The organism is Rhizobium sp. LjRoot258, assembly GCF_964254185.1.
Lineage (GTDB): Bacteria > Pseudomonadota > Alphaproteobacteria > Rhizobiales > Rhizobiaceae > Rhizobium.
Map to the genome: position 1 here is coordinate 240735 of NZ_CAXUST020000003.1, position 16491 is coordinate 257225.

The 16491-nt window shown below is 58.7% G+C and carries 18 protein-coding genes; 5 read left to right on the forward strand and 13 right to left on the reverse strand.

Annotation, left to right across the window (positions count from 1 at the left end; all coding sequences use genetic code 11):
- Nucleotides 1-88: 88 nt before the first annotated feature.
- The 4 genes from ACSQ9D_RS29600 to ACSQ9D_RS29615 all read right to left on the reverse strand — a co-directional run bounded on the left by ACSQ9D_RS29600 (nt 89) and on the right by ACSQ9D_RS29615 (nt 4158).
- The gene (locus ACSQ9D_RS29600; protein WP_436285395.1) at nt 89-2071 is read right to left on the reverse strand and encodes an amidohydrolase; all 1983 of its coding nucleotides are present in this window, start codon (nt 2069-2071) and stop codon (nt 89-91) included.
- On the reverse strand, nt 2071-2361 hold the full coding sequence (locus tag ACSQ9D_RS29605; RefSeq protein ID WP_436285396.1) for a XapX domain-containing protein: 291 nt from the start codon (nt 2359-2361) through the stop codon (nt 2071-2073). The genes ACSQ9D_RS29600 and ACSQ9D_RS29605 overlap by 1 nt, the downstream gene beginning before the upstream one ends.
- Before the next feature lie 68 nt (nt 2362-2429).
- Nucleotides 2430-3119, reverse strand: a complete 690-nt coding sequence (locus ACSQ9D_RS29610; protein WP_436285397.1) for a hydrolase — start codon at nt 3117-3119, stop codon at nt 2430-2432.
- A gap of 106 nt (nt 3120-3225) precedes the next feature.
- Entirely contained in the window at nt 3226-4158 is a 933-nt protein-coding gene (locus tag ACSQ9D_RS29615; protein ID WP_436285398.1) for a VOC family protein, read from the reverse strand.
- A 120-nt stretch (nt 4159-4278) separates the two neighbouring features.
- Between ACSQ9D_RS29615 and ACSQ9D_RS29620 the strand changes: the two genes are divergently transcribed.
- The gene (locus ACSQ9D_RS29620; protein WP_436285399.1) at nt 4279-5178 is read left to right on the forward strand and encodes a LysR family transcriptional regulator; all 900 of its coding nucleotides are present in this window, start codon (nt 4279-4281) and stop codon (nt 5176-5178) included.
- Between the two features lie 275 nt (nt 5179-5453).
- Here the strand turns inward: ACSQ9D_RS29620 and ACSQ9D_RS29625 are convergent, their stop codons facing one another.
- On the reverse strand, nt 5454-5747 hold the full coding sequence (locus ACSQ9D_RS29625) for a glycoside hydrolase family 95-like protein (RefSeq protein WP_436285400.1): 294 nt from the start codon (nt 5745-5747) through the stop codon (nt 5454-5456).
- Nucleotides 5748-5749: 2 nt separating this feature from the next.
- Nucleotides 5750-6076: a glycosyl hydrolase family 95 catalytic domain-containing protein gene (locus ACSQ9D_RS29630; protein ID WP_436285946.1), complete on the reverse strand. Its 327-nt coding sequence runs from the start codon at nt 6074-6076 to the stop codon at nt 5750-5752.
- A 108-nt stretch (nt 6077-6184) separates the two neighbouring features.
- Between ACSQ9D_RS29630 and ACSQ9D_RS29635 the strand changes: the two genes are divergently transcribed.
- The 3 genes from ACSQ9D_RS29635 to ACSQ9D_RS29645 all read left to right on the forward strand — a co-directional run bounded on the left by ACSQ9D_RS29635 (nt 6185) and on the right by ACSQ9D_RS29645 (nt 7615).
- Nucleotides 6185-6394 (forward strand): cold-shock protein, encoded by a 210-nt coding sequence (locus ACSQ9D_RS29635; protein WP_072381072.1) that lies wholly within the window; start codon nt 6185-6187, stop codon nt 6392-6394.
- A 377-nt stretch (nt 6395-6771) separates the two neighbouring features.
- Nucleotides 6772-7053 (forward strand): hypothetical protein, encoded by a 282-nt coding sequence (locus tag ACSQ9D_RS29640; protein WP_436285401.1) that lies wholly within the window; start codon nt 6772-6774, stop codon nt 7051-7053.
- A 292-nt stretch (nt 7054-7345) separates the two neighbouring features.
- Nucleotides 7346-7615, forward strand: a complete 270-nt coding sequence (locus ACSQ9D_RS29645; protein WP_436285402.1) for an antibiotic biosynthesis monooxygenase — start codon at nt 7346-7348, stop codon at nt 7613-7615.
- 524 nt (nt 7616-8139) lie between these two features.
- On the opposite strand, the gene ACSQ9D_RS29650 is transcribed toward ACSQ9D_RS29645, so the two are convergent.
- From ACSQ9D_RS29650 to ACSQ9D_RS29670, 5 genes are all read right to left on the reverse strand, one after another.
- Entirely contained in the window at nt 8140-9324 is a 1185-nt protein-coding gene (locus ACSQ9D_RS29650; RefSeq protein WP_436285403.1) for a M20 aminoacylase family protein, read from the reverse strand.
- Between the two features lie 72 nt (nt 9325-9396).
- A complete protein-coding gene (locus ACSQ9D_RS29655; protein WP_436285404.1) occupies nt 9397-10176 on the reverse strand; it encodes an amino acid ABC transporter ATP-binding protein in 780 nt (259 codons plus the stop codon).
- Nucleotides 10173-11099 carry an amino acid ABC transporter permease gene (locus ACSQ9D_RS29660; protein ID WP_436285405.1) on the reverse strand — a complete coding sequence of 309 codons (927 nt, stop codon included), beginning with the start codon at nt 11097-11099 and terminating at the stop codon, nt 10173-10175. Before ACSQ9D_RS29660 ends, ACSQ9D_RS29655 begins: the two co-directional genes overlap by 4 nt.
- Nucleotides 11096-11983: an ABC transporter substrate-binding protein gene (locus ACSQ9D_RS29665; protein WP_436285406.1), complete on the reverse strand. Its 888-nt coding sequence runs from the start codon at nt 11981-11983 to the stop codon at nt 11096-11098. The genes ACSQ9D_RS29660 and ACSQ9D_RS29665 overlap by 4 nt, the downstream gene beginning before the upstream one ends.
- 60 nt (nt 11984-12043) lie before the next feature.
- The gene (locus ACSQ9D_RS29670) at nt 12044-13012 is read right to left on the reverse strand and encodes a nitrate ABC transporter substrate-binding protein (RefSeq protein ID WP_436285407.1); all 969 of its coding nucleotides are present in this window, start codon (nt 13010-13012) and stop codon (nt 12044-12046) included.
- A gap of 103 nt (nt 13013-13115) precedes the next feature.
- On the opposite strand from ACSQ9D_RS29670, the gene ACSQ9D_RS29675 reads away from it, so the two are divergent.
- Nucleotides 13116-14441 (forward strand): PLP-dependent aminotransferase family protein, encoded by a 1326-nt coding sequence (locus tag ACSQ9D_RS29675; protein WP_436285408.1) that lies wholly within the window; start codon nt 13116-13118, stop codon nt 14439-14441.
- Between the two features lie 483 nt (nt 14442-14924).
- On the opposite strand, the gene ACSQ9D_RS29680 is transcribed toward ACSQ9D_RS29675, so the two are convergent.
- Nucleotides 14925-15824: a ribokinase gene (locus ACSQ9D_RS29680; RefSeq protein WP_436285409.1), complete on the reverse strand. Its 900-nt coding sequence runs from the start codon at nt 15822-15824 to the stop codon at nt 14925-14927.
- An 84-nt stretch (nt 15825-15908) separates the two neighbouring features.
- On the reverse strand, nt 15909-16391 hold the full coding sequence (locus ACSQ9D_RS29685; RefSeq protein WP_436285410.1) for a MarR family winged helix-turn-helix transcriptional regulator: 483 nt from the start codon (nt 16389-16391) through the stop codon (nt 15909-15911).
- Nucleotides 16392-16491: the final 100 nt, after the last annotated feature.

The window sequence follows — 16491 nt, forward strand, 5'->3', positions numbered from 1 at the left end:
TTATCGCAATAAAAGACCATTGACGTGATTGAAACGGCAGCGCTTGTCCGCTGCACATTCCATTCGCTAGGCACGAAGCGGCGTGGCTTCACACCGCCCAGCATGAGCAACCAAGCGCACCGAAGAAGCCCTTAAGGTCAGCGATCGGCAGTTTCGAGGTCCAGGCGCGGGCGTGGTCGTGGCCATGCACGCCGCAATCGCTGGCGCAGCCGCATGCCGATATCGCCGTGCGGCGAAGCGAGCGCTTGCCGGCGCCTTCCGGCTCGCCCCAGGCGGCATAGCCGCCGAAGTTGCGCACCGGCGACCAGTCGGGCATGGCACGGGGCACATCGGTTTCGTCGAGCGCCTTGAAGTCGCCGGCACCGTAGACGATCTTGCCGCCAACCATGGTGAGGTCCGACGTCAGGAATGAAATCTCGTCTTCCGAGCAAGAGAAAAAGTCCTTATCCGGCACGACGAGATCGGCGAACTGGCCCTTCTCGATCCGGCCCTTCTTGCCTTCCTCGTTGGAGAACCAGGTAACCTTTTCGGTCCACATGCGCAGTGCCGTTTCCCGGTCGAGGCAATTGGCGCGGGGATATAGCTGCATGCCGCCGACGGTCTTGCCGGTCACCATCCATGAAAGCGAGACCCAGGGATTATAGGAGGCGACGCGCGTCGCATCCGTGCCGGCCGAGACATTGACACCCTTGTCGAGCATGCGTCTGATCGGCGGCGTTGCTTCTGCGACGCCCTGACCATATCGCTCGACGAAATATTCGCCCTGATAGGCCATGCGATGCTGCGTGGCGATGCCGCCGCCGAGTGCTGCGATGCGGTCGATCGAGCGATCGGAAATCGTCTCGGCATGGTCGAAGAACCAGTTCAGGCCTTCGAGCGGGATATCCTTGTTGACCTTCTCGAAAACGTCGAGCGAACGGCTGATCGTTTCGTCATAGGTGGCGTGAAGACGCCAGGGCCAGCGGTTTTCGGCCAGCACCCGAACAACCTCTTCCAGTTCGCCTTCCATTTCCGGCGGCATGTCCGGGCGGGGCTGGCGAAAATCTTCGAAGTCCGCAGCGGAGAAGACCAGCATCTCCCCCGCACCGTTGTGGCGGAAGTAGTCGTTGCCCTGCTTGTATTTGACCGACTGTGTCCAGTTGAGGAAATCCTGCTTCTCTTCCTTTGGCTTCTGCGTGAACAGATTATAGGCGAGGCGCACCGTGAGCTGGTCTTCGTCAGACAACTTTTGAATGACCGCGTAGTCGTCCGGATAGTTCTGGAAGCCGCCGCCGGCGTCGATAACCCCGGTAATGCCCAGCCGGTTGAGTTCCCGCATAAAGTGGCGGGTGGAATTGACCTGGTATTCGAAAGGAAGCTTCGGCCCCTTGGAGAGCGTCGAATAAAGAATGCCCGCATTCGGCTTGGCGAGCAGCAGCCCCGTCGGATTGCCGTTAGCATCGCGGGTGATCTCGCCGCCCGGTGGGTTCGGCGTGTCCTTCGTGTAGCCGACAGCGCGAAGCGCGGCGCCGTTCAGCAATGCGCGGTCATACAGATGCAACAGGAAGACCGGCGTATCGGGCGCGATCGTGTTGATCTCGTCAATGGTCGGCAGGCGCTTCTCGGCGAACTGGTGTTCGGTGAACCCACCGACGACACGCACCCACTGTGGGGCGGGCGTGATGGCGACCTGCCGCTTCAGCATGTCCATTGCATCGGCAAGCGAGCGGACGCCGTCCCAGCGGAGTTCCATGTTGAAGTTGAGACCACCGCGCACGACGTGGGTATGGTTGTCGATCAGGCCCGGCAGCACGCGCTTGCCCTTGAGGTCGACAATTTTCGTGTCCGGTCCGGCGAGCGCCATGACTTCCCTGTCGGTACCCACGTCCATGAATAGACCGTCCTTGACGGCGATCGCAGTGGCGTTCGGATTTGCGCGATCAAGCGTGGTGATCAATCCGTTGTGAAGAACGACGTCTGCGTGCATGGAAGCGGCTCCGGTCTTGATGGGATCGGCGGCATTGGCCGGTGAAAACAGATTTGAAATGGCGAGGCTCGAAGCTGCGCCCAGGAAGGTGCGGCGCGTGGTCATCAGCTTTTCCCTGAGGTCGGATCTTCGCTGGAGGAGGTCACCTCCATCATGTTCACTCCGCCTTTCGGAAGGTGTCCGAACATGTGCGGTTTTACCTGATGGAGCCAGGAAAGGGCAGCAGGCTCGCGAGCCCACATGCCTTTTGCCAGCGGCACGAGCTGCTCGCCGACAAGGATCCCAAGTAAACCGATGAGAGCGACGACGGGCGGGGCAGGCGAACGCACATTCAGCAGGCTGTAGATCACGCCCACCAGCAGGCCGGCACCGAGTGACAGAACATAGACTTTCATGGATGAGACCTTCGCATGAGGGAAGCAATTTACTCCGGCAGGTGGCAACCTGCCGGAGTGATGGGGGCTTAGTTTGCGGGGTTGGGGCCAATCCGCTTGCCGTGGCTGACCCGCTCGGAGCCGCCGTGCACGTGGGTGACGGCGTAATCGATGCCCATGCCGTAAGCACCGGAATGCTCCTTCACCAGAGAGGTAACTGCGTCGTAGGTTTCCTTGCGTGCCCAGTCGCGCTGCCATTCCAGCAGGACCTGCTGCCAGGTGACCGGAACGACACCTGCCTGAACCATGCGGTCCATGGCGTATTTGTGTGCATCGACCGACGTGCCGCCGGAAGCATCTGCGACCATGTAGATTTCGTAGTCGGTGTCGTTCATGCAGGACAGTGCGAAGGTGGTGTTGCAGACCTCGGTCCACAGGCCAGCGACGACGATCTTCTTGCGGCCGTTGGCGGCGTTCTTGGCAAGTGCATCGCGGACGTTCTGATCATCCCAGGAGTTCATCGAGGTGCGCTCGAGAATGTCGTTGTCGGAGACGACGGCGAGCAGTTCAGGGAAGGTGTTGCCAGAGAAAGAGTCCGTCTCGACGGTCGTGATCGTGGTCGGGATGTTAAAAATTTTTGCTGCTTTGGCAAGGCCCACAACGTTGTTTTTCAGGGTCTGGCGGTCGATCGACTGGACACCGAAGGCCATCTGTGGCTGCTGGTCGATGAAGATGATCTGGCTGTTCTGGGGTGTCAGGACCTGAAGCTTGTTAGACATCTCGTGTTTTCCTTTGGTTGGGTTGAAGATAGGCAATGGGGCAGGGATCGCTCCGCGTCTTGAACGTTGGGACGCTGGATTGTCGGAAAGCGACCTGGTTGGAGCATTAGGCTGCAAGTGGCGTAAGCCCGGCCTCGATTTGGGCACGGTAAGGCTCGTAGCGGGCCGGCAATTTCAGAGCCTCGCCGAGGTGCGCGGTGTCTTCGTCGCGATTGAAACCGGGTTCGTTGGTGGCGATCTCGAACAGCACGCCGCCGGGGGTACGGAAGTAGATCGCCCAGAAGTAGTCGCGGTCAATCACAGGAGTGACCTGGTAGCCGGTGTCCATCAGTGCCTTTCGGACTTCGAGCTGCTTGGCGCGGTTCTCAACAGCGAAGGCGATATGGTGGACCGAGCCTGCTCCCTGTCGTGCAAAAGGAGTCTGGCGAAGCGCCTCGAGCTCGATCGAGTCGGCTCCGTTGCCGCCTGGGATTGTAAAGCGGGTGATATTACCTTCGGTCTCGGCGTGCTGGTAGCCCATGAACCCGAGCAGTTCAGCGGTGGCGGCTGTGTCGTGCAGGCGGAAACGCGCGCCGGAGAAGCCACGGATGGCGACGCTGTCGGCTATACCGGCTCCGTTCCACGCCGTGCGAGCGTCGTCGTCCGTCTCGATCAGGGCAAGATTTTCACCGTCCGGGCCGCTGAAGCTCAGGCGATTGGCACCGAAGATCGTGTCGGGCTGAAGATTGCCGGCACCCTTTGCTATCAGCTGATCCTGCCAGAAGGAGAGGGAGCCTTTCGGGACTGCGAACTGCGTTTCGCTCACTTCGCCAACGCCTGGCCTGCCGCGCATCACGTCGGGGAATGGGAAGTAGGTCATGACAGTGCCGGGGGTACCAGCCTCGTCGCCGTAGTAGAGGTGGTAGACGTTCGGATCGTCGAAGTTCACGGTCTTCTTTACGCGGCGTAGCCCAAGGGTGTCCGTGAAAAACGTGTTGTTCTGACGGGCATCAGATGCCATCGACGTGATGTGATGCAGTCCGTTGATATCCTTGATCATGATGTTTGCCCTTCGGTGGCTGACTTCGTTTGTCTGGTGCGATTAGAAACTACTCCAGTTGAACAGTGCTCGGAATTGCAATAAAACTTGTGAATGAATTGCGGTAGGTGAAATAATCGAATGAACGACTACAAGGCCCTCCGAACGTTTCTGCTGGCTGCCGAAAAGCGAAACTTTGCCCAGGTCGCGCGCGAACTGGACATGACACCCGCAGCCGTCACACGTGCAATCGCCGCTCTGGAAGAAGATCTCGGCGTACAGCTCTTTGTCCGGACGACGCGGCAGGTCTCGCTCACGACCGACGGCGCGATTTTTGCCGCCCAGATACAGCCGGCGGTGCAGGCGCTCGAAAATGCCCGCAAAGATGTGATGAACACCCACAAGGCCGATCACGGTCGGCTTCGGATCAGTGCGCCGACCTGGTTCGGTCAGCAAATCCTGCCGCCTGTCTTGTCGGGCTTCAGGGAGCGCTATCCGAAGATTGGCTTCGAAATCTCCTTGGCGGACGGGCTCGTGAACATCATCGACGACGACTACGATCTGGCGATCCGCATCTCCGCAGCACCATCGGACAAGTTCACTATCTGGCGGAAGATAAGTCTCGTCCGGCGCATTCTCGTAGCTGCCCCCGGAAGCCGATTTGAAGGAATGGAACATCCCAATGAGCTGACACCCGACGATTGCCTTGCCTACAGTGGTGAAAGCAAACGGGAGACTTGGTCCTTATCGGACGGCAGCGGCAGTGCGACGATATCGGCGGGCCGCGCGTTCAGTGCCAACAATGGAGGTGTTCTGGCCGATATGGCTGCCGAAGGGGCCGGGATTGCCATGCTCCCGAGATTTCACGTGGCCGAGCATCTGCGCACGGGAAGGCTGGTCCCTGTCCTGCGGAACTGGTCGCCGCCGGACTTGTGGCTGACCCTATATTACCCCCCATACCAGGCGCTGCCGCCGCGCATTGCCTCGTTTTCGAAATTCTTCGAACAACAAGTACCGGCTTTTATGACGGCGATGGAATGACCTTCGCCGTGATAAAGTGGACTCCGCTGCTATCACAAATGCCTTTTAGGACGATATTACAGCATCCTGACGCCAGTTTTTGGATAGAGGGTTTAACCCCATCCAATCACGGGCCGTCAGTTCGATCTCTTTCAAGCCGGCCGTACTCCGTCCGGGGTCAGCAAATTCGGTGTTTCGGTCGCCTATCGCATTCCGTGCATCCGAAAAATCCAGGTCGCGGCTTCGACCGGGCGACGGCCGATTCCGACCAGATTAGTGGGAACACGCGATGCTTTTCAGCTTGCCCTGGTCCGTCCTGGTCTCGGTCTACCGGAACAGCTCCGCCGTATTCTATCTCGACGGCCGCGCCGGCTGAGACCTGGATTTTCCGTCTGGCATCGGCGAATCGGACAACCGTTTCGACATTGCGGGGCGCCGAGAGTTTCAGCTTCGTCGGCCGTCCGTCTTTCCAGTGGAGATCGAGCGTCATGCACGCCGCGAACACGGAGGCCGAGCAATGATCCGATGGGCCATTCCCTCGGAAGGGCCGGAAGAAGGTGGAGTTCTTGCGGACGAGACTGCATGAGCATCTCTAGGATACCGGCGCGCCACCGAAGTTTCCGTTGATCTGGAATGGCGGATGGGCGTCGAACAGATTGGTGTAGGTGCGCACAGGACTAAGAAGGAGCTTGACCACATCGAGCGCGTGCTCGCCGTCACGAAGCCGCGCCCAAAGATTGATGCGCCAACCGATGCCCCATCCCGTAGCGTCGTCGCCGCGGATTTCCAAGGAGCGTCGGGCTGCCGTGGCGAGCTGGGGAGTCCTGTCCATGTCGATCTGCCAGCTCGGATAGAGGCCATAGAGGTGCGAGACGTGCCGGTGATGGATGTCCGGCGCCCGCAGGTCCCAGTCCTCCAGCTATTCCCGCAATTGCGACGAGCGTTTTATCCGGCAGGCGTATTTTCGCTTGCGAACGACAAGCGTCGGCTACATGTTGGAGCCGTCTCGTAGTTCATGAGGTAATCTATGCCAACGGGTACAGTGAAATTCTTCAATGCCGACAAAGGGTTTGGTTTTATAAGTCCCGATGGAGGCGGCAATGATGTGTTCGTACACATCTCGGCTCTTCAGGCTTCCGGCATCCAATCGCTTCGTGACGGGCAGAAGGTGTCGTTCGATACGGAGCCAGACAACAGGGGGAAAGGCCCTAAAGCCGTAAACATCGAAGTGCGGTAATCCTCGAACGTAGTGCGGGGTCCCCTCCGTCGGCCGACTCGATTTCGTCGCCAACGATTGCGGAACCGTGCGCATCCTTCAAGCTGTTGTCCATAGACTCTGTCACTAGCCACGCTTGACTAGTCTTCCCGCTCCGTCCCGTTATCGGCGACGAGCAACGGCTCAGTGCGCGTGACCCTTGTCGGGCAGCTCGTCCTCACTAATTAATTAACTTGAGCATCGTAAGACTTCAGTTCCTCTCGATTCATCCATGCAATAAGCGCGCGGCTGCCATAACTTGTGTCGCCCAACAATCGTCTCCATCTGCCAGGTACGCCACGCGTGTCTATTGCATACCGGCGCTGCGACCTATGGTCGGCACGCGCGAGGAGACAGTCATGAACGACATTTCGAAAACTCTTACTGATATGACCGTTTTCGAGAGATCAAGCCTGATCGAAACCGTTGCCGATGCTCTCGAGGCAACCGCCGACGCAGCAGGGGATGAAGGCGATGTGCGCTTCGTCGCCAACTCACTGTTCGTTGCCAATACAATCCGAGGCTTGTCCGGCGACCTTGCGCCAGGGGATATCAAGGCAGCAGAGGTCCTCCTAGAGCAGGGCATTATGCTCGTCCAGCAGTTCTCGAACCGAGGAAGACAGGGCGCAGTGCTCAACTAGCGGCTCACCGGGCAGACATCTTTCCTACACGCCCCGCGGCGGCTCTAGGGCAGCAATGGTTCGACCATTTTCACTCCCATTCATCGAAAGTCTCTGTTTTAGGATATGCTAAAGGATAGCGTGGCTTAGCTGAGAATGTCGCCATTCTATGCTGGGTTTTGCGTATAGCCCCGAAGCGTGAACAGCCACCCCGTTCGCATGGCAGATAATTCCCCAAGCGCGAACGTGCTTTCGGTGATACGGTTACCGAGCCGGGCGTCCCAACTTGTAAATGCAAACGCGGGAGGATGAGATGACGACCTTGTTCGTAAGGCATGAGGTTTCGGATTACGCGACCTGGCGCAAGGTATATGATGCGTTTCGGCCCGTACAGAAAGAAAACGGGGTTATGGCGGAGGCGGTTTATCAGGCCGCCGACAATCCCAACGACGTTACCGTCACCCATGAGTTCGCCACGATTGAAGCAGCTCAGGCCTTCGGCAAGCTGGAAGAGCTAAGGGCGGCGATGCGCACGGGGGGCGTGCTGGGCGCGCCGACGGTGTGGCTCACCAACAAAACCTGAAAACCGGTTGCGTTGACGTTCGCCCAAGCGCCCGAGCGCCGTGGCTCCTTTGATGCGAAGAGATGCCAGCGACGCCCGCTGATGGCGCATCCCGGCCTCGAGCCGACCTGGGGCAGCGGTCGACTTGAAAATTTTGAAGCTAGCCGGAAATCCGAAGCGCGTGCCGAATTCGATCACCGATACTTAGGCTTGGCCTAGCTGGATTTGCCGGCGCAAGGTGCTCTAGCACCAGGTCGATTTCATCCGCTATCGCGGGTCTCTCCCTCAGAAGAGTTGCGAGACTGCAACAACGGTAGTCACAGCCCGGCTCGTGCCCGTTTCCTCTCTCGATCTTCGGGGTTACATCGTTGCGGCGCGGACCGACAGGCGGTCCACGTCCAGGCGCTTCGCGACATCACGTGGAAGTTTGACGGGGAAATCGGCACGACTCTGAACAACCCCCGGTGTTCGTCGATTAACGAGATCATCGCTTCAATGGTTGTCGACCTCTGGCCTGACAACTCAACTGTACTCTCGGACAAGCTCTAAGCGTCGAGATAACGCTCGGCCAGACGCCCCCACATGGCGGCACCGGTCGTCAGGCTGTCGTCGTTGAAATCGTATTTCGACGAATGCAGGATCTGCGAGTCCTTGCCGTTGCCGAGACGGAGGAAACTACCGGGCCTACGCTCAAGGAAATAGGCGAAGTCTTCGCTGCCGGGCAGGAGAGGGCATGTGAAGACATTTTCAGCGCCAATCAGTTCCTCGGCCACTTCGCGAGCGAATGCCGTTTCCTTTTCCGAATTCACAACGACCGGATAGCCATGCTCATAGTCGATCTCGGCTCTTGCGCCATGGCCCTCGGCAACGCTTGCCGCCAGCGTGCGGATGCGCTCCTCGAGGAAGGTGCGGATCGCCGGGTCGAACGAGCGGACGCTCAACGAGATCTTTGCTGTGTTCGGAATGACGTTCGACGCTTCACCGGCATGGATCGTGCTGACGGTGACGACGGCCGTCTGGGTCGGATCGACGTTGCGCGAGACGATCGACTGCAGCGTCACGACGAGGTTGCAGGCGACCAAAACCGGATCAACGCTGAGATGCGGTCGCGACGCATGGCCGCCCTTGCCGACAATGGTGATCTTCACCGTATCGCCGGCCGCCATGATCGGACCGGATCGGGTGAGCAGTGCGCCGGCCGGCATGCCGGGGTGGTTGTGTAGGCCGAAGATGGCGTCGATCGGGAAACGCTCGAATAGGCCGTCGGCGATCATCCGTTGCGCGCCGCTGTTCTGCCCGGCCTCTTCGGCGGGCTGGAAGATCAACGTCACTGTGCCGTTGAAGCGTTTTGTCCGCGCCAGATATCCGGCTGCACCGAGAAGAACCGTGGTGTGGCCGTCGTGGCCGCAGGCATGCATCTTGCCGGGCACGGTGCTGGCATAGGCGACACCAGTCTCTTCCTCGATCGGCAATGCATCCATGTCGGCACGGATACCGATGCTTTTGGTGCCGGTACCGTTCTTCAGCGTCGCCACGACGCCATGGCCGCCGACATTGCGGGTGACAGCGTATCCCCAGGCTTCCAGCTTGTCGGCGACGTAACGGGCAGTCTCGGTTTCCTCGAAGGAAAGTTCCGGGTTGGCGTGCAGGTGATGGCGGGTCGCCTTCAGCTCGGCTTCCATGGCATCGAAATCGGATACGCGGGCGTAGAGATTGTCTTGCGAGGGCATCAGAGTTCCAGACTTAGCAAAATTCAAACACAAGGCCCCGGCCTTTGGGGCCGGGGCTAGGTGGGGAGACTTTTAAAGAAAGCGCGACAGAAAAGCCTGCGTGCGCGGATGCTGCGGATTGCCGATCACATCCTCGGGCTTGCCCTGTTCGACGACCACGCCGCCGTCCATGAACACCACCCGGTCGGCCGCTTCACGGGCAAAACTGATCTCGTGGGTGACGACGATCATGGTGAGACCCTGTTTTGCCAGATCCCGCATGGTCGCCAGCACTTCGCCGACCAGTTCCGGATCGAGTGCCGAGGTCGGCTCGTCGAACAGCATCAGCTTCGGCTTGATCGCCAGTGCGCGGGCAATCGCCACGCGCTGCTGCTGGCCGCCGGAGAGCTGCCGCGGATAGGCATTGGCCTTCTCCGACAGACCGACGCGTTCCAAAAGGCGCTTGGCGTTCTCGATCGCATCCTTTCGGCTTTCACGATGGACGCCGACTGGCGCCTCGATGATGTTCTGCAGCACGGTCATGTGCGGGTAAAGGTTGAACTGCTGGAACACCATGCCGATCTTGCGGCGCTGCTTGGCAATGCCGGTGAGCGACAGCTTTTCCAGATGGTCGTTCTTCACCCGGTAACCGATCTGTTCGCCATCAACCTCGATGTATCCCTTCTGGATATCTTCGAGGTGATTGATACAGCGTAGAAAGGTGGATTTGCCCGAGCCGGACGGCCCCAGAACGGCCACGACTTCCCCCGGCATGATGTCGAGGTCGATGCCCTTCAACACTTCGAGCTGGTCGAAGGACTTGTGGACATTACGAGCCTGGACGAGGGGCTTGGCGGTATCGACGATGGTCAATGGCTTGCCTCCTCTATGACGGCGGCCGGCTTGGGCGTGGCGCCATTACGGCGGTCGCTGCGGCCGTAATAGGCTTCGATATAGCTCTGGCCGATGTTCAGCACCGAGGTGATGAGCAAGTACCAGATGACCGCGACCATCAGCATCGGGATAATCTCGAAGGTGCGGTTATAGATGGACTGTACCGAATAGAGCAGGTCGGCCATGGCGATGACGCTGACCAGCGAGGTCGCCTTGATCATACTGATCAACTGGTTGCCGGTCGGCGGCACGATCGAACGCATCGCCTGCGGAATGATGATCCGCCAAAGGGCGCGGCCCTTGGTCATGCCGAAGGCCTGCGCGGTTTCAGCCTGACCGCGATCGACCGAGAGAAGACCGCCGCGGATGATTTCCGCCATATAGGCCGCTTCGTTGAGCGCCAGACCGACAATCGCCGCCGTCATCGGGGTAATCACCGTGTTGGTGTCCCAGCTGATCAGCGTCGGGCCGAAGGGAATGGAAAGCGAAATCGCCGGAAACAGCGTCGACATATTGTACCAGAAAATCAGCTGGACGAGCAGGGGCGTGCCGCGGAAGAACCAGATGAACAGCGAGGCGAACGAACTCGCCAGCTTGTCGTCCGACATGCGGGCAATGGCGATCACCAGGCCGAGCGCGACACCGAGGATCATGGCGACGACGGTCAGGCCGAGACTGACATACAGGCCCTTGATGACGGTTGGATCGAAGAAATACTGGGCGACGACCTGCCAGCCGAAATTTTCGTTGCTGGCGATGATCCAGGCGAAATCGACGACGACAAGCGCGATCACGATCCAAAGGGCAAGGCGGCCGGTCCGGAAAGGCGCGTGGGCCGTCGCCACATCACGGAAGTCCGCAGCGCCCGAAGGCGCTGCATTGTTGGTGGTGTTGGTGCTCATTTTGGAAGCTGTCCGCCGAGGTTGAGGCCGGGCTGCGCGATCATGTTGTTCTCGAGGCCCCACTTCTTCATGATCGTGGCATAGGCGCCGTTGTCGATCAGAACCTTGATGGCATCGATCATGATCGGACCGAGCGGCGAACCCTTCGGCACGACGGCACCCTGGAAGATGTCTTCAAAGCCGTTCTTCTGGCCGACGCCTGTCAGTTCCAGCTGGCCGTTCGCCTGAGAAACGAAATAGGTCAGCGGCGCCTGCGAGGAGAAGAAGGCGTCGGCGCGCTTGGAGCGGACGGCCAGGATCGATGCCGGCTGGTCGGTGTAGGACTGCACTTCGACCGGCTCCTTGCCATCGGCCTTGCACTTGTCCGACTGCACCTTGATCACGCGCTCGGCAGAACCGCCGGCCATGACCGAAATGCGCTGGCCGCAGGACGTGTCGAGCGAGGTGATGCCCTTGGGATTGCCCTTGAGGGCTGCGAATACGACGTATTCCTTGACCCAATCGACGAAATCATTGGCTGCTTCGCGATCCTTGTAGTCGCCGACCGGACCAAACGCGAACTGGTAGCGGCCCGAGTTGACGCCGGCCAGCAGTGCCGGCAGACCGCCGACAGTCGCATGCTCGATCTTGACGCCGAGAACCTGTGCAAGCGCGTCGGTCAGGTCGGCGCTGGCGCCGGTCATGACGGTGCCGGTGACGATTTCGTAGGGAGGGAACGAACCGTTGTTGACGGAGGTCATCTTGCCGGCCGTCTTGATGTCGTCCGGCAGGCGATCGTGCAGCTCCTTGTTGACGTCCAGCTTGATGGATGCGTCCTGCGCCTTGGCGACGCTAGCAAGTGCTACGCCGGCGAGGGCGAGAGCGATCAGTTTCTTATGCGACATGTTCATTCCCCTTGTTTTACTAAGCTACGTTTCTTGAGAGATTAAGGTTGCGACTGCCGCTCAGATCCGGCTGCCATCCGTATCGAATGGGAAAAGCTCTTCCGGCGTCAGGTGGCGCTTCATGATGCCCTGGGCATGCAGCTCACTGGCGAAATCGTCGATCATCTTGCGGTTGGCGGTAAATCCGCTGGCATCCCAGCCTTTGGGCAGCTCGCGCGACGTTTTCAGTACCTCGTCGAACATCCACGGCGTGGTTTCGGCGTACTTGCGGCGCTTGGCGGTCCACATGCGCTGCGATTCGTCGACGAGCCGGCTCACTTCGGCAATCACCCACGGGTTCTCGGCAACGATCTCGGCCTTGATGCCGATCAGATGCATGCCCGGAACATATCCCACATCATCGAAATACTGGCGCTCTTCTGCACGGAAATCGGTGAGGACCTGACGGAACGGCGAGCCCGGCTCGAAATAGCCATCAGGCATGAAGGGCGTAAAGATCGCATCCAGTCCGCCTTCGCGCAAAAGGTCTACCATCGGGCGTTCGCCGGGGCAGGCTTCGATTAAGCCGGGCTGGCCGAAGCCGTCGAGGCGATCGGTGATTGGGTGTGCCTCCGTCAGGCGGCCTGCATACCACATCGCGTCCTTGACCTCGACGCCTTCGCGGCGGATGGCCGCACGCGTCCACGTGTTGCCGCTGTCGCGCCATCCGGTGACGCCGATGCGTTTGCCGGCCAGCTGGCCAAGAGTCGTGATGTCGCTGTCCCGCGTAGTCATGATGCAGCGATGGCGGAAGCCGCGCATGATGAAGTTGGGAATGCCAACGACACTGTCATCGCCGTCATGACGAAGCTGGGTGTAGCGGCTGAATGAAATCTCGGCAGCCTCATGGTCGGGGCTTTTGCCGAGATGGGAGACAAGCGTTCCGATCCGGTCCACCTGTATGTCGAGCTTGTCGGAAGCGACATCGCCGAGAATCAGCGGGGTCATATAATCCCAGTCACGCAGTGCAATTCGAAGGCTCAGTGTCATTCTAGATACTCATGTCAGGAAATGCTTACGAAGGGAGATTAAAATGTTCACTTCGTAATGATCAAATGTTATTACGTTATTGAACATTTAATTTGGTGAGAAAATGAGCGACGCCTACGATTCGATCTGGTTTGCCGAAAAATTAAGCGATCGAACAATTCGCGGAATCGCATTAGAAACCAGTGCCTTGATCAGGGCAGGGGCGCTTCCGGTCGGCGCCAAGTTGCCTCCAATCCGTGATCTCGCTTTTTCGCTCGGTGTCAGCCCGGCGACGATTTCGGAAGCCTGGAGCGAACTCAGACGGCAAAAGATCATTACAGGCAGGGGACGAAACGGCACCTGGGTGAGCGGCGACCGCTTCATCGCAAAGCCAGAGCGCCTGGCAAGTTCCGGCCACTACGGTGCCGATGTGCTCGACCTGACGATGGCCGTTCCTGACCGAAGGCTGCTGCCGCCTTTAGAGAAGGCGATGGTGTATGGGGCTTCCGCGGAGAACCTCAACAGCTACGAGCGCAGCCGTATTCTGCCGGAACTGGAGGCCGAACTTCGCAAGACATGGCCCTATGACCCGGAGGCATTGCTGGCAACCAACGGCGGTTATAACGCTGTGTATACCGCTATTCATGCACTGGTGACGCCCGGTGCGCCTGTCGCTATCGAAGAACCGACGGCGATGCGCCTCCTCGATATCCTTGAGCATCAGGGTGCACGTATCCTACCTGTGAAATGTGACGAGTACGGGCCGCTGCCCTCATCGCTACAGGATGCGATGCGCTACAAACCGGTCGTTTTCCTCTTCCAGCCGCGGCTGCATTCGGTGACCGGCCGGACAGTGACGGCGGAACGCCTAGGCGAACTGGCCGAAGTACTACGTGACAGCGACACCCTGATAATTGAGGATGATGGCATCTCCGATATTTCCGGGGTTGAGCGTCATTCGCTTGGCACCCAGTTTCCCGACCGGGTTATCCACATCATCTCGTTCTCTAAAACGCTCGGTCCCGACCTTCGCTTAGCCGTATTGTCGAGCACATCGGCAGTCGTTGAACAGATCCAATCTTATCGTAGTTTTAGTGCAGCCTGGACCAGCCGCATTCTTCAAGCCGCCGGCGCATGGTTGTTGCGCCAACCGGGAACTTGGGAAAATATCGCATCTGCCCGGGCTATCTATAAAAAACGACGCGATATGCTCGCTAGCGCCTTGCGAGTGCGCGGCCTCACCATCGAAGATGGGGAAGGGCTATCTTTGTGGGTGCCAGTTGTCTCTGAACCCTTTGCAATGGTCACGCTCGCTGCCCGAAACATTGCAGTCAACTCAGGAAGCAAATTCTGCGTTGGTCATAGCAATAACATTCGGGTGGCAACGTCGATGTTGGATGAGCGCTGCGAGGATGTCGCCGACGCGATTGCGCTCGCCCACATTATGTAGCTGCACAAGCGACGCGTTGACAGCTCTGGTGCAACCGAAAATTCCTATCATATTCGGGAGAAACGAGTTTTACTCGAACGCCTCTTCTATTGGTTCGACGAACGACTTGGACTGCGCACTTTTCCGGTTATTTGGCCGCAATGTATGAACGGCACCAAATCCCCGATCCTCATGAGGCTTAGGTGGCGAGACGCCACGATTGACGCCTTAGCTGACGCCGCTTCGCTTGAGAGGTCGTTTTCCACCCATAAAAACTGAATCAGAGCCACCTGCCAGTGGGTCTTAGCGCATGAAATGCGTGCCGATGGTTCCTCGGGCTTCAAACGAGTGAAAGGATCGAACTTCTCTGGATGTACGCCGCCAGCCGCAAATCGAACCGCAAACTCGTTTTCGAGTGATGCCGAAGCGTTAGTAACTGCATGAAGACACATGTAGCGACAGTCACCAATATCGGCCGCGGCGCTGACCGTTTACGCCCATGTTCTAGATTCTTTCCTCAACTACAGATGCCAACGGAATAGCGACCTGCGCGCCCTGTTCCAGACATGCCAGCGAGCCGGCAACGGCGGCTCGTCGCAACGCAACCGAAAAATCGTTACCCTGATCGAGTCCGGCGGCGAGGTATCCGCAGAAGGTGTCGCCTGCACCGACTGTGTCAACCGGTTCGATCGTCAAACCCATCGCGGAATAAATCTGGCCATGTCGAATGGCGATCACGCAATCGGCACCCAGGGTGACAACGAAGGTTCGCCCAGCTTGACTATGGAGTTCCTTTAGCGCCTCGATCCGTTTGTGATGGTTTTCGACAGTCACTCCGTATAGCAGTTCGAACTCCGTTTCATTTGCTACAACGATATCGGCCAATGCAGCCAACCGAGCACTTTGCGCTGTAAAGGGGGCAACGTTTAAGATTGTAGTCAGTCCTTTCTGCCTGCCCTCCTGCAGCGCGGTGAGAATGGTCTCTTCGGAAATCTCCATCTGCAGCATGAGAATATCGTCGCAAGCCATGGCACCCACCGCGGACGATGCCATTTCCGTGTCGACGGAGGCGTTCGCACCTGAAGTGACGGCGATCATGTTCTGACCACTTTCGTCCACCAGGATCATCGCAGTTCCGGTTATCGTTGGTTCAACCTTTACACCTGTCAGATCAACGGATGCAGCTCTGAGCATGGACAATGCGTTGGAGGCAAATGCGTCGTCACCGACGGCGCCCACCAGGCGGGTTGCGGATTCTGCGCGCCGCGCCGCAAGTGCTTGGTTTGCACCCTTGCCACCCGCCGTTGTTGTAAACGATTTGCCGGGCACCGTTTCGCCCGGACGGGGAAGGCGACCTACACTGGCAACGAGGTCCATGTTGATGGAACCCAGAACGGTAATCATAGACAATCCTTTTTAGCTAATGAGGCTGGTACTCTCGGCGAAATCGCGCAGTGTCAGGACAACGCTCGTGTATCCAAGGAATACCTACTGGTCTCCATCCTCATCGTCAGCGATTTTGCGCAGGAGATACAACAACGCGATGCGCTCTGCCGGATTGAGGCGCGACACCGTCTTTTCGCTGATGAGATGTGCTCGGGGATACATTTCCTCGAGCAGAGCCTCACCCTTTGGCACCAAAGAAATCACAACCTTGCGGCCGTCGGCTGTATCCTTGGACAGATCGATCAGTCCACGCGCCTTCAGCCGCTCAACAATGCCACGAATGGTCGCTTGATCGACTGACGTCGCCTTCACCAGCTCTACTTGCGAACTCGGCCCGAGATCATGCAGGGCACATAGCGTTACGAACTGGACCGATGTCAGGTCGGGATCGTTGGCATTGGTCTGGAAGATCGAGAGATGGCGCTGATAAGCCTTGCGCAGTAGATGTCCGACCTGCTCCGTGACATTGTAGCCATTCTCAGGCGCCTGCGGTTCAGGCAAGATTTCTGTGTCGTTGGCAGTCATCGTCGGCGGGTCCATCGGTGGCGGTGTGCTCAGCGTCAATACAGCGCGGACTGCAGGAAACACCACAGCAAGTTGCGCCGGTCAAGGCGTGTCGAGCGTC

What these genes read in the sequence shown, in the direction of transcription:
- ACSQ9D_RS29600 (WP_436285395.1), bottom strand. Translation starts at nt 2,071, where the DNA reads ATGACCACGCGCCGCACCTTCCTGGGCGCAGCTTCGAGCCTCGCCATT.
- ACSQ9D_RS29605 (WP_436285396.1), bottom strand. Translation starts at nt 2,361, where the DNA reads ATGAAAGTCTATGTTCTGTCACTCGGTGCCGGCCTGCTGGTGGGCGTG.
- ACSQ9D_RS29610 (WP_436285397.1), bottom strand. Translation starts at nt 3,119, where the DNA reads ATGTCTAACAAGCTTCAGGTCCTGACACCCCAGAACAGCCAGATCATC.
- ACSQ9D_RS29615 (WP_436285398.1), bottom strand. Translation starts at nt 4,158, where the DNA reads ATGATCAAGGATATCAACGGACTGCATCACATCACGTCGATGGCATCT.
- ACSQ9D_RS29620 (WP_436285399.1), top strand. Translation starts at nt 4,279, where the DNA reads ATGAACGACTACAAGGCCCTCCGAACGTTTCTGCTGGCTGCCGAAAAG.
- ACSQ9D_RS29625 (WP_436285400.1), bottom strand. Translation starts at nt 5,747, where the DNA reads ATGCTCATGCAGTCTCGTCCGCAAGAACTCCACCTTCTTCCGGCCCTT.
- ACSQ9D_RS29635 (WP_072381072.1), top strand. Translation starts at nt 6,185, where the DNA reads ATGCCAACGGGTACAGTGAAATTCTTCAATGCCGACAAAGGGTTTGGT.
- ACSQ9D_RS29640 (WP_436285401.1), top strand. Translation starts at nt 6,772, where the DNA reads ATGAACGACATTTCGAAAACTCTTACTGATATGACCGTTTTCGAGAGA.
- ACSQ9D_RS29645 (WP_436285402.1), top strand. Translation starts at nt 7,346, where the DNA reads ATGACGACCTTGTTCGTAAGGCATGAGGTTTCGGATTACGCGACCTGG.
- ACSQ9D_RS29650 (WP_436285403.1), bottom strand. Translation starts at nt 9,324, where the DNA reads ATGCCCTCGCAAGACAATCTCTACGCCCGCGTATCCGATTTCGATGCC.
- ACSQ9D_RS29660 (WP_436285405.1), bottom strand. Translation starts at nt 11,099, where the DNA reads ATGAGCACCAACACCACCAACAATGCAGCGCCTTCGGGCGCTGCGGAC.
- ACSQ9D_RS29665 (WP_436285406.1), bottom strand. Translation starts at nt 11,983, where the DNA reads ATGTCGCATAAGAAACTGATCGCTCTCGCCCTCGCCGGCGTAGCACTT.
- ACSQ9D_RS29670 (WP_436285407.1), bottom strand. Translation starts at nt 13,012, where the DNA reads ATGACACTGAGCCTTCGAATTGCACTGCGTGACTGGGATTATATGACC.
- ACSQ9D_RS29675 (WP_436285408.1), top strand. Translation starts at nt 13,116, where the DNA reads ATGAGCGACGCCTACGATTCGATCTGGTTTGCCGAAAAATTAAGCGAT.
- ACSQ9D_RS29680 (WP_436285409.1), bottom strand. Translation starts at nt 15,824, where the DNA reads ATGATTACCGTTCTGGGTTCCATCAACATGGACCTCGTTGCCAGTGTA.
- ACSQ9D_RS29685 (WP_436285410.1), bottom strand. Translation starts at nt 16,391, where the DNA reads ATGACTGCCAACGACACAGAAATCTTGCCTGAACCGCAGGCGCCTGAG.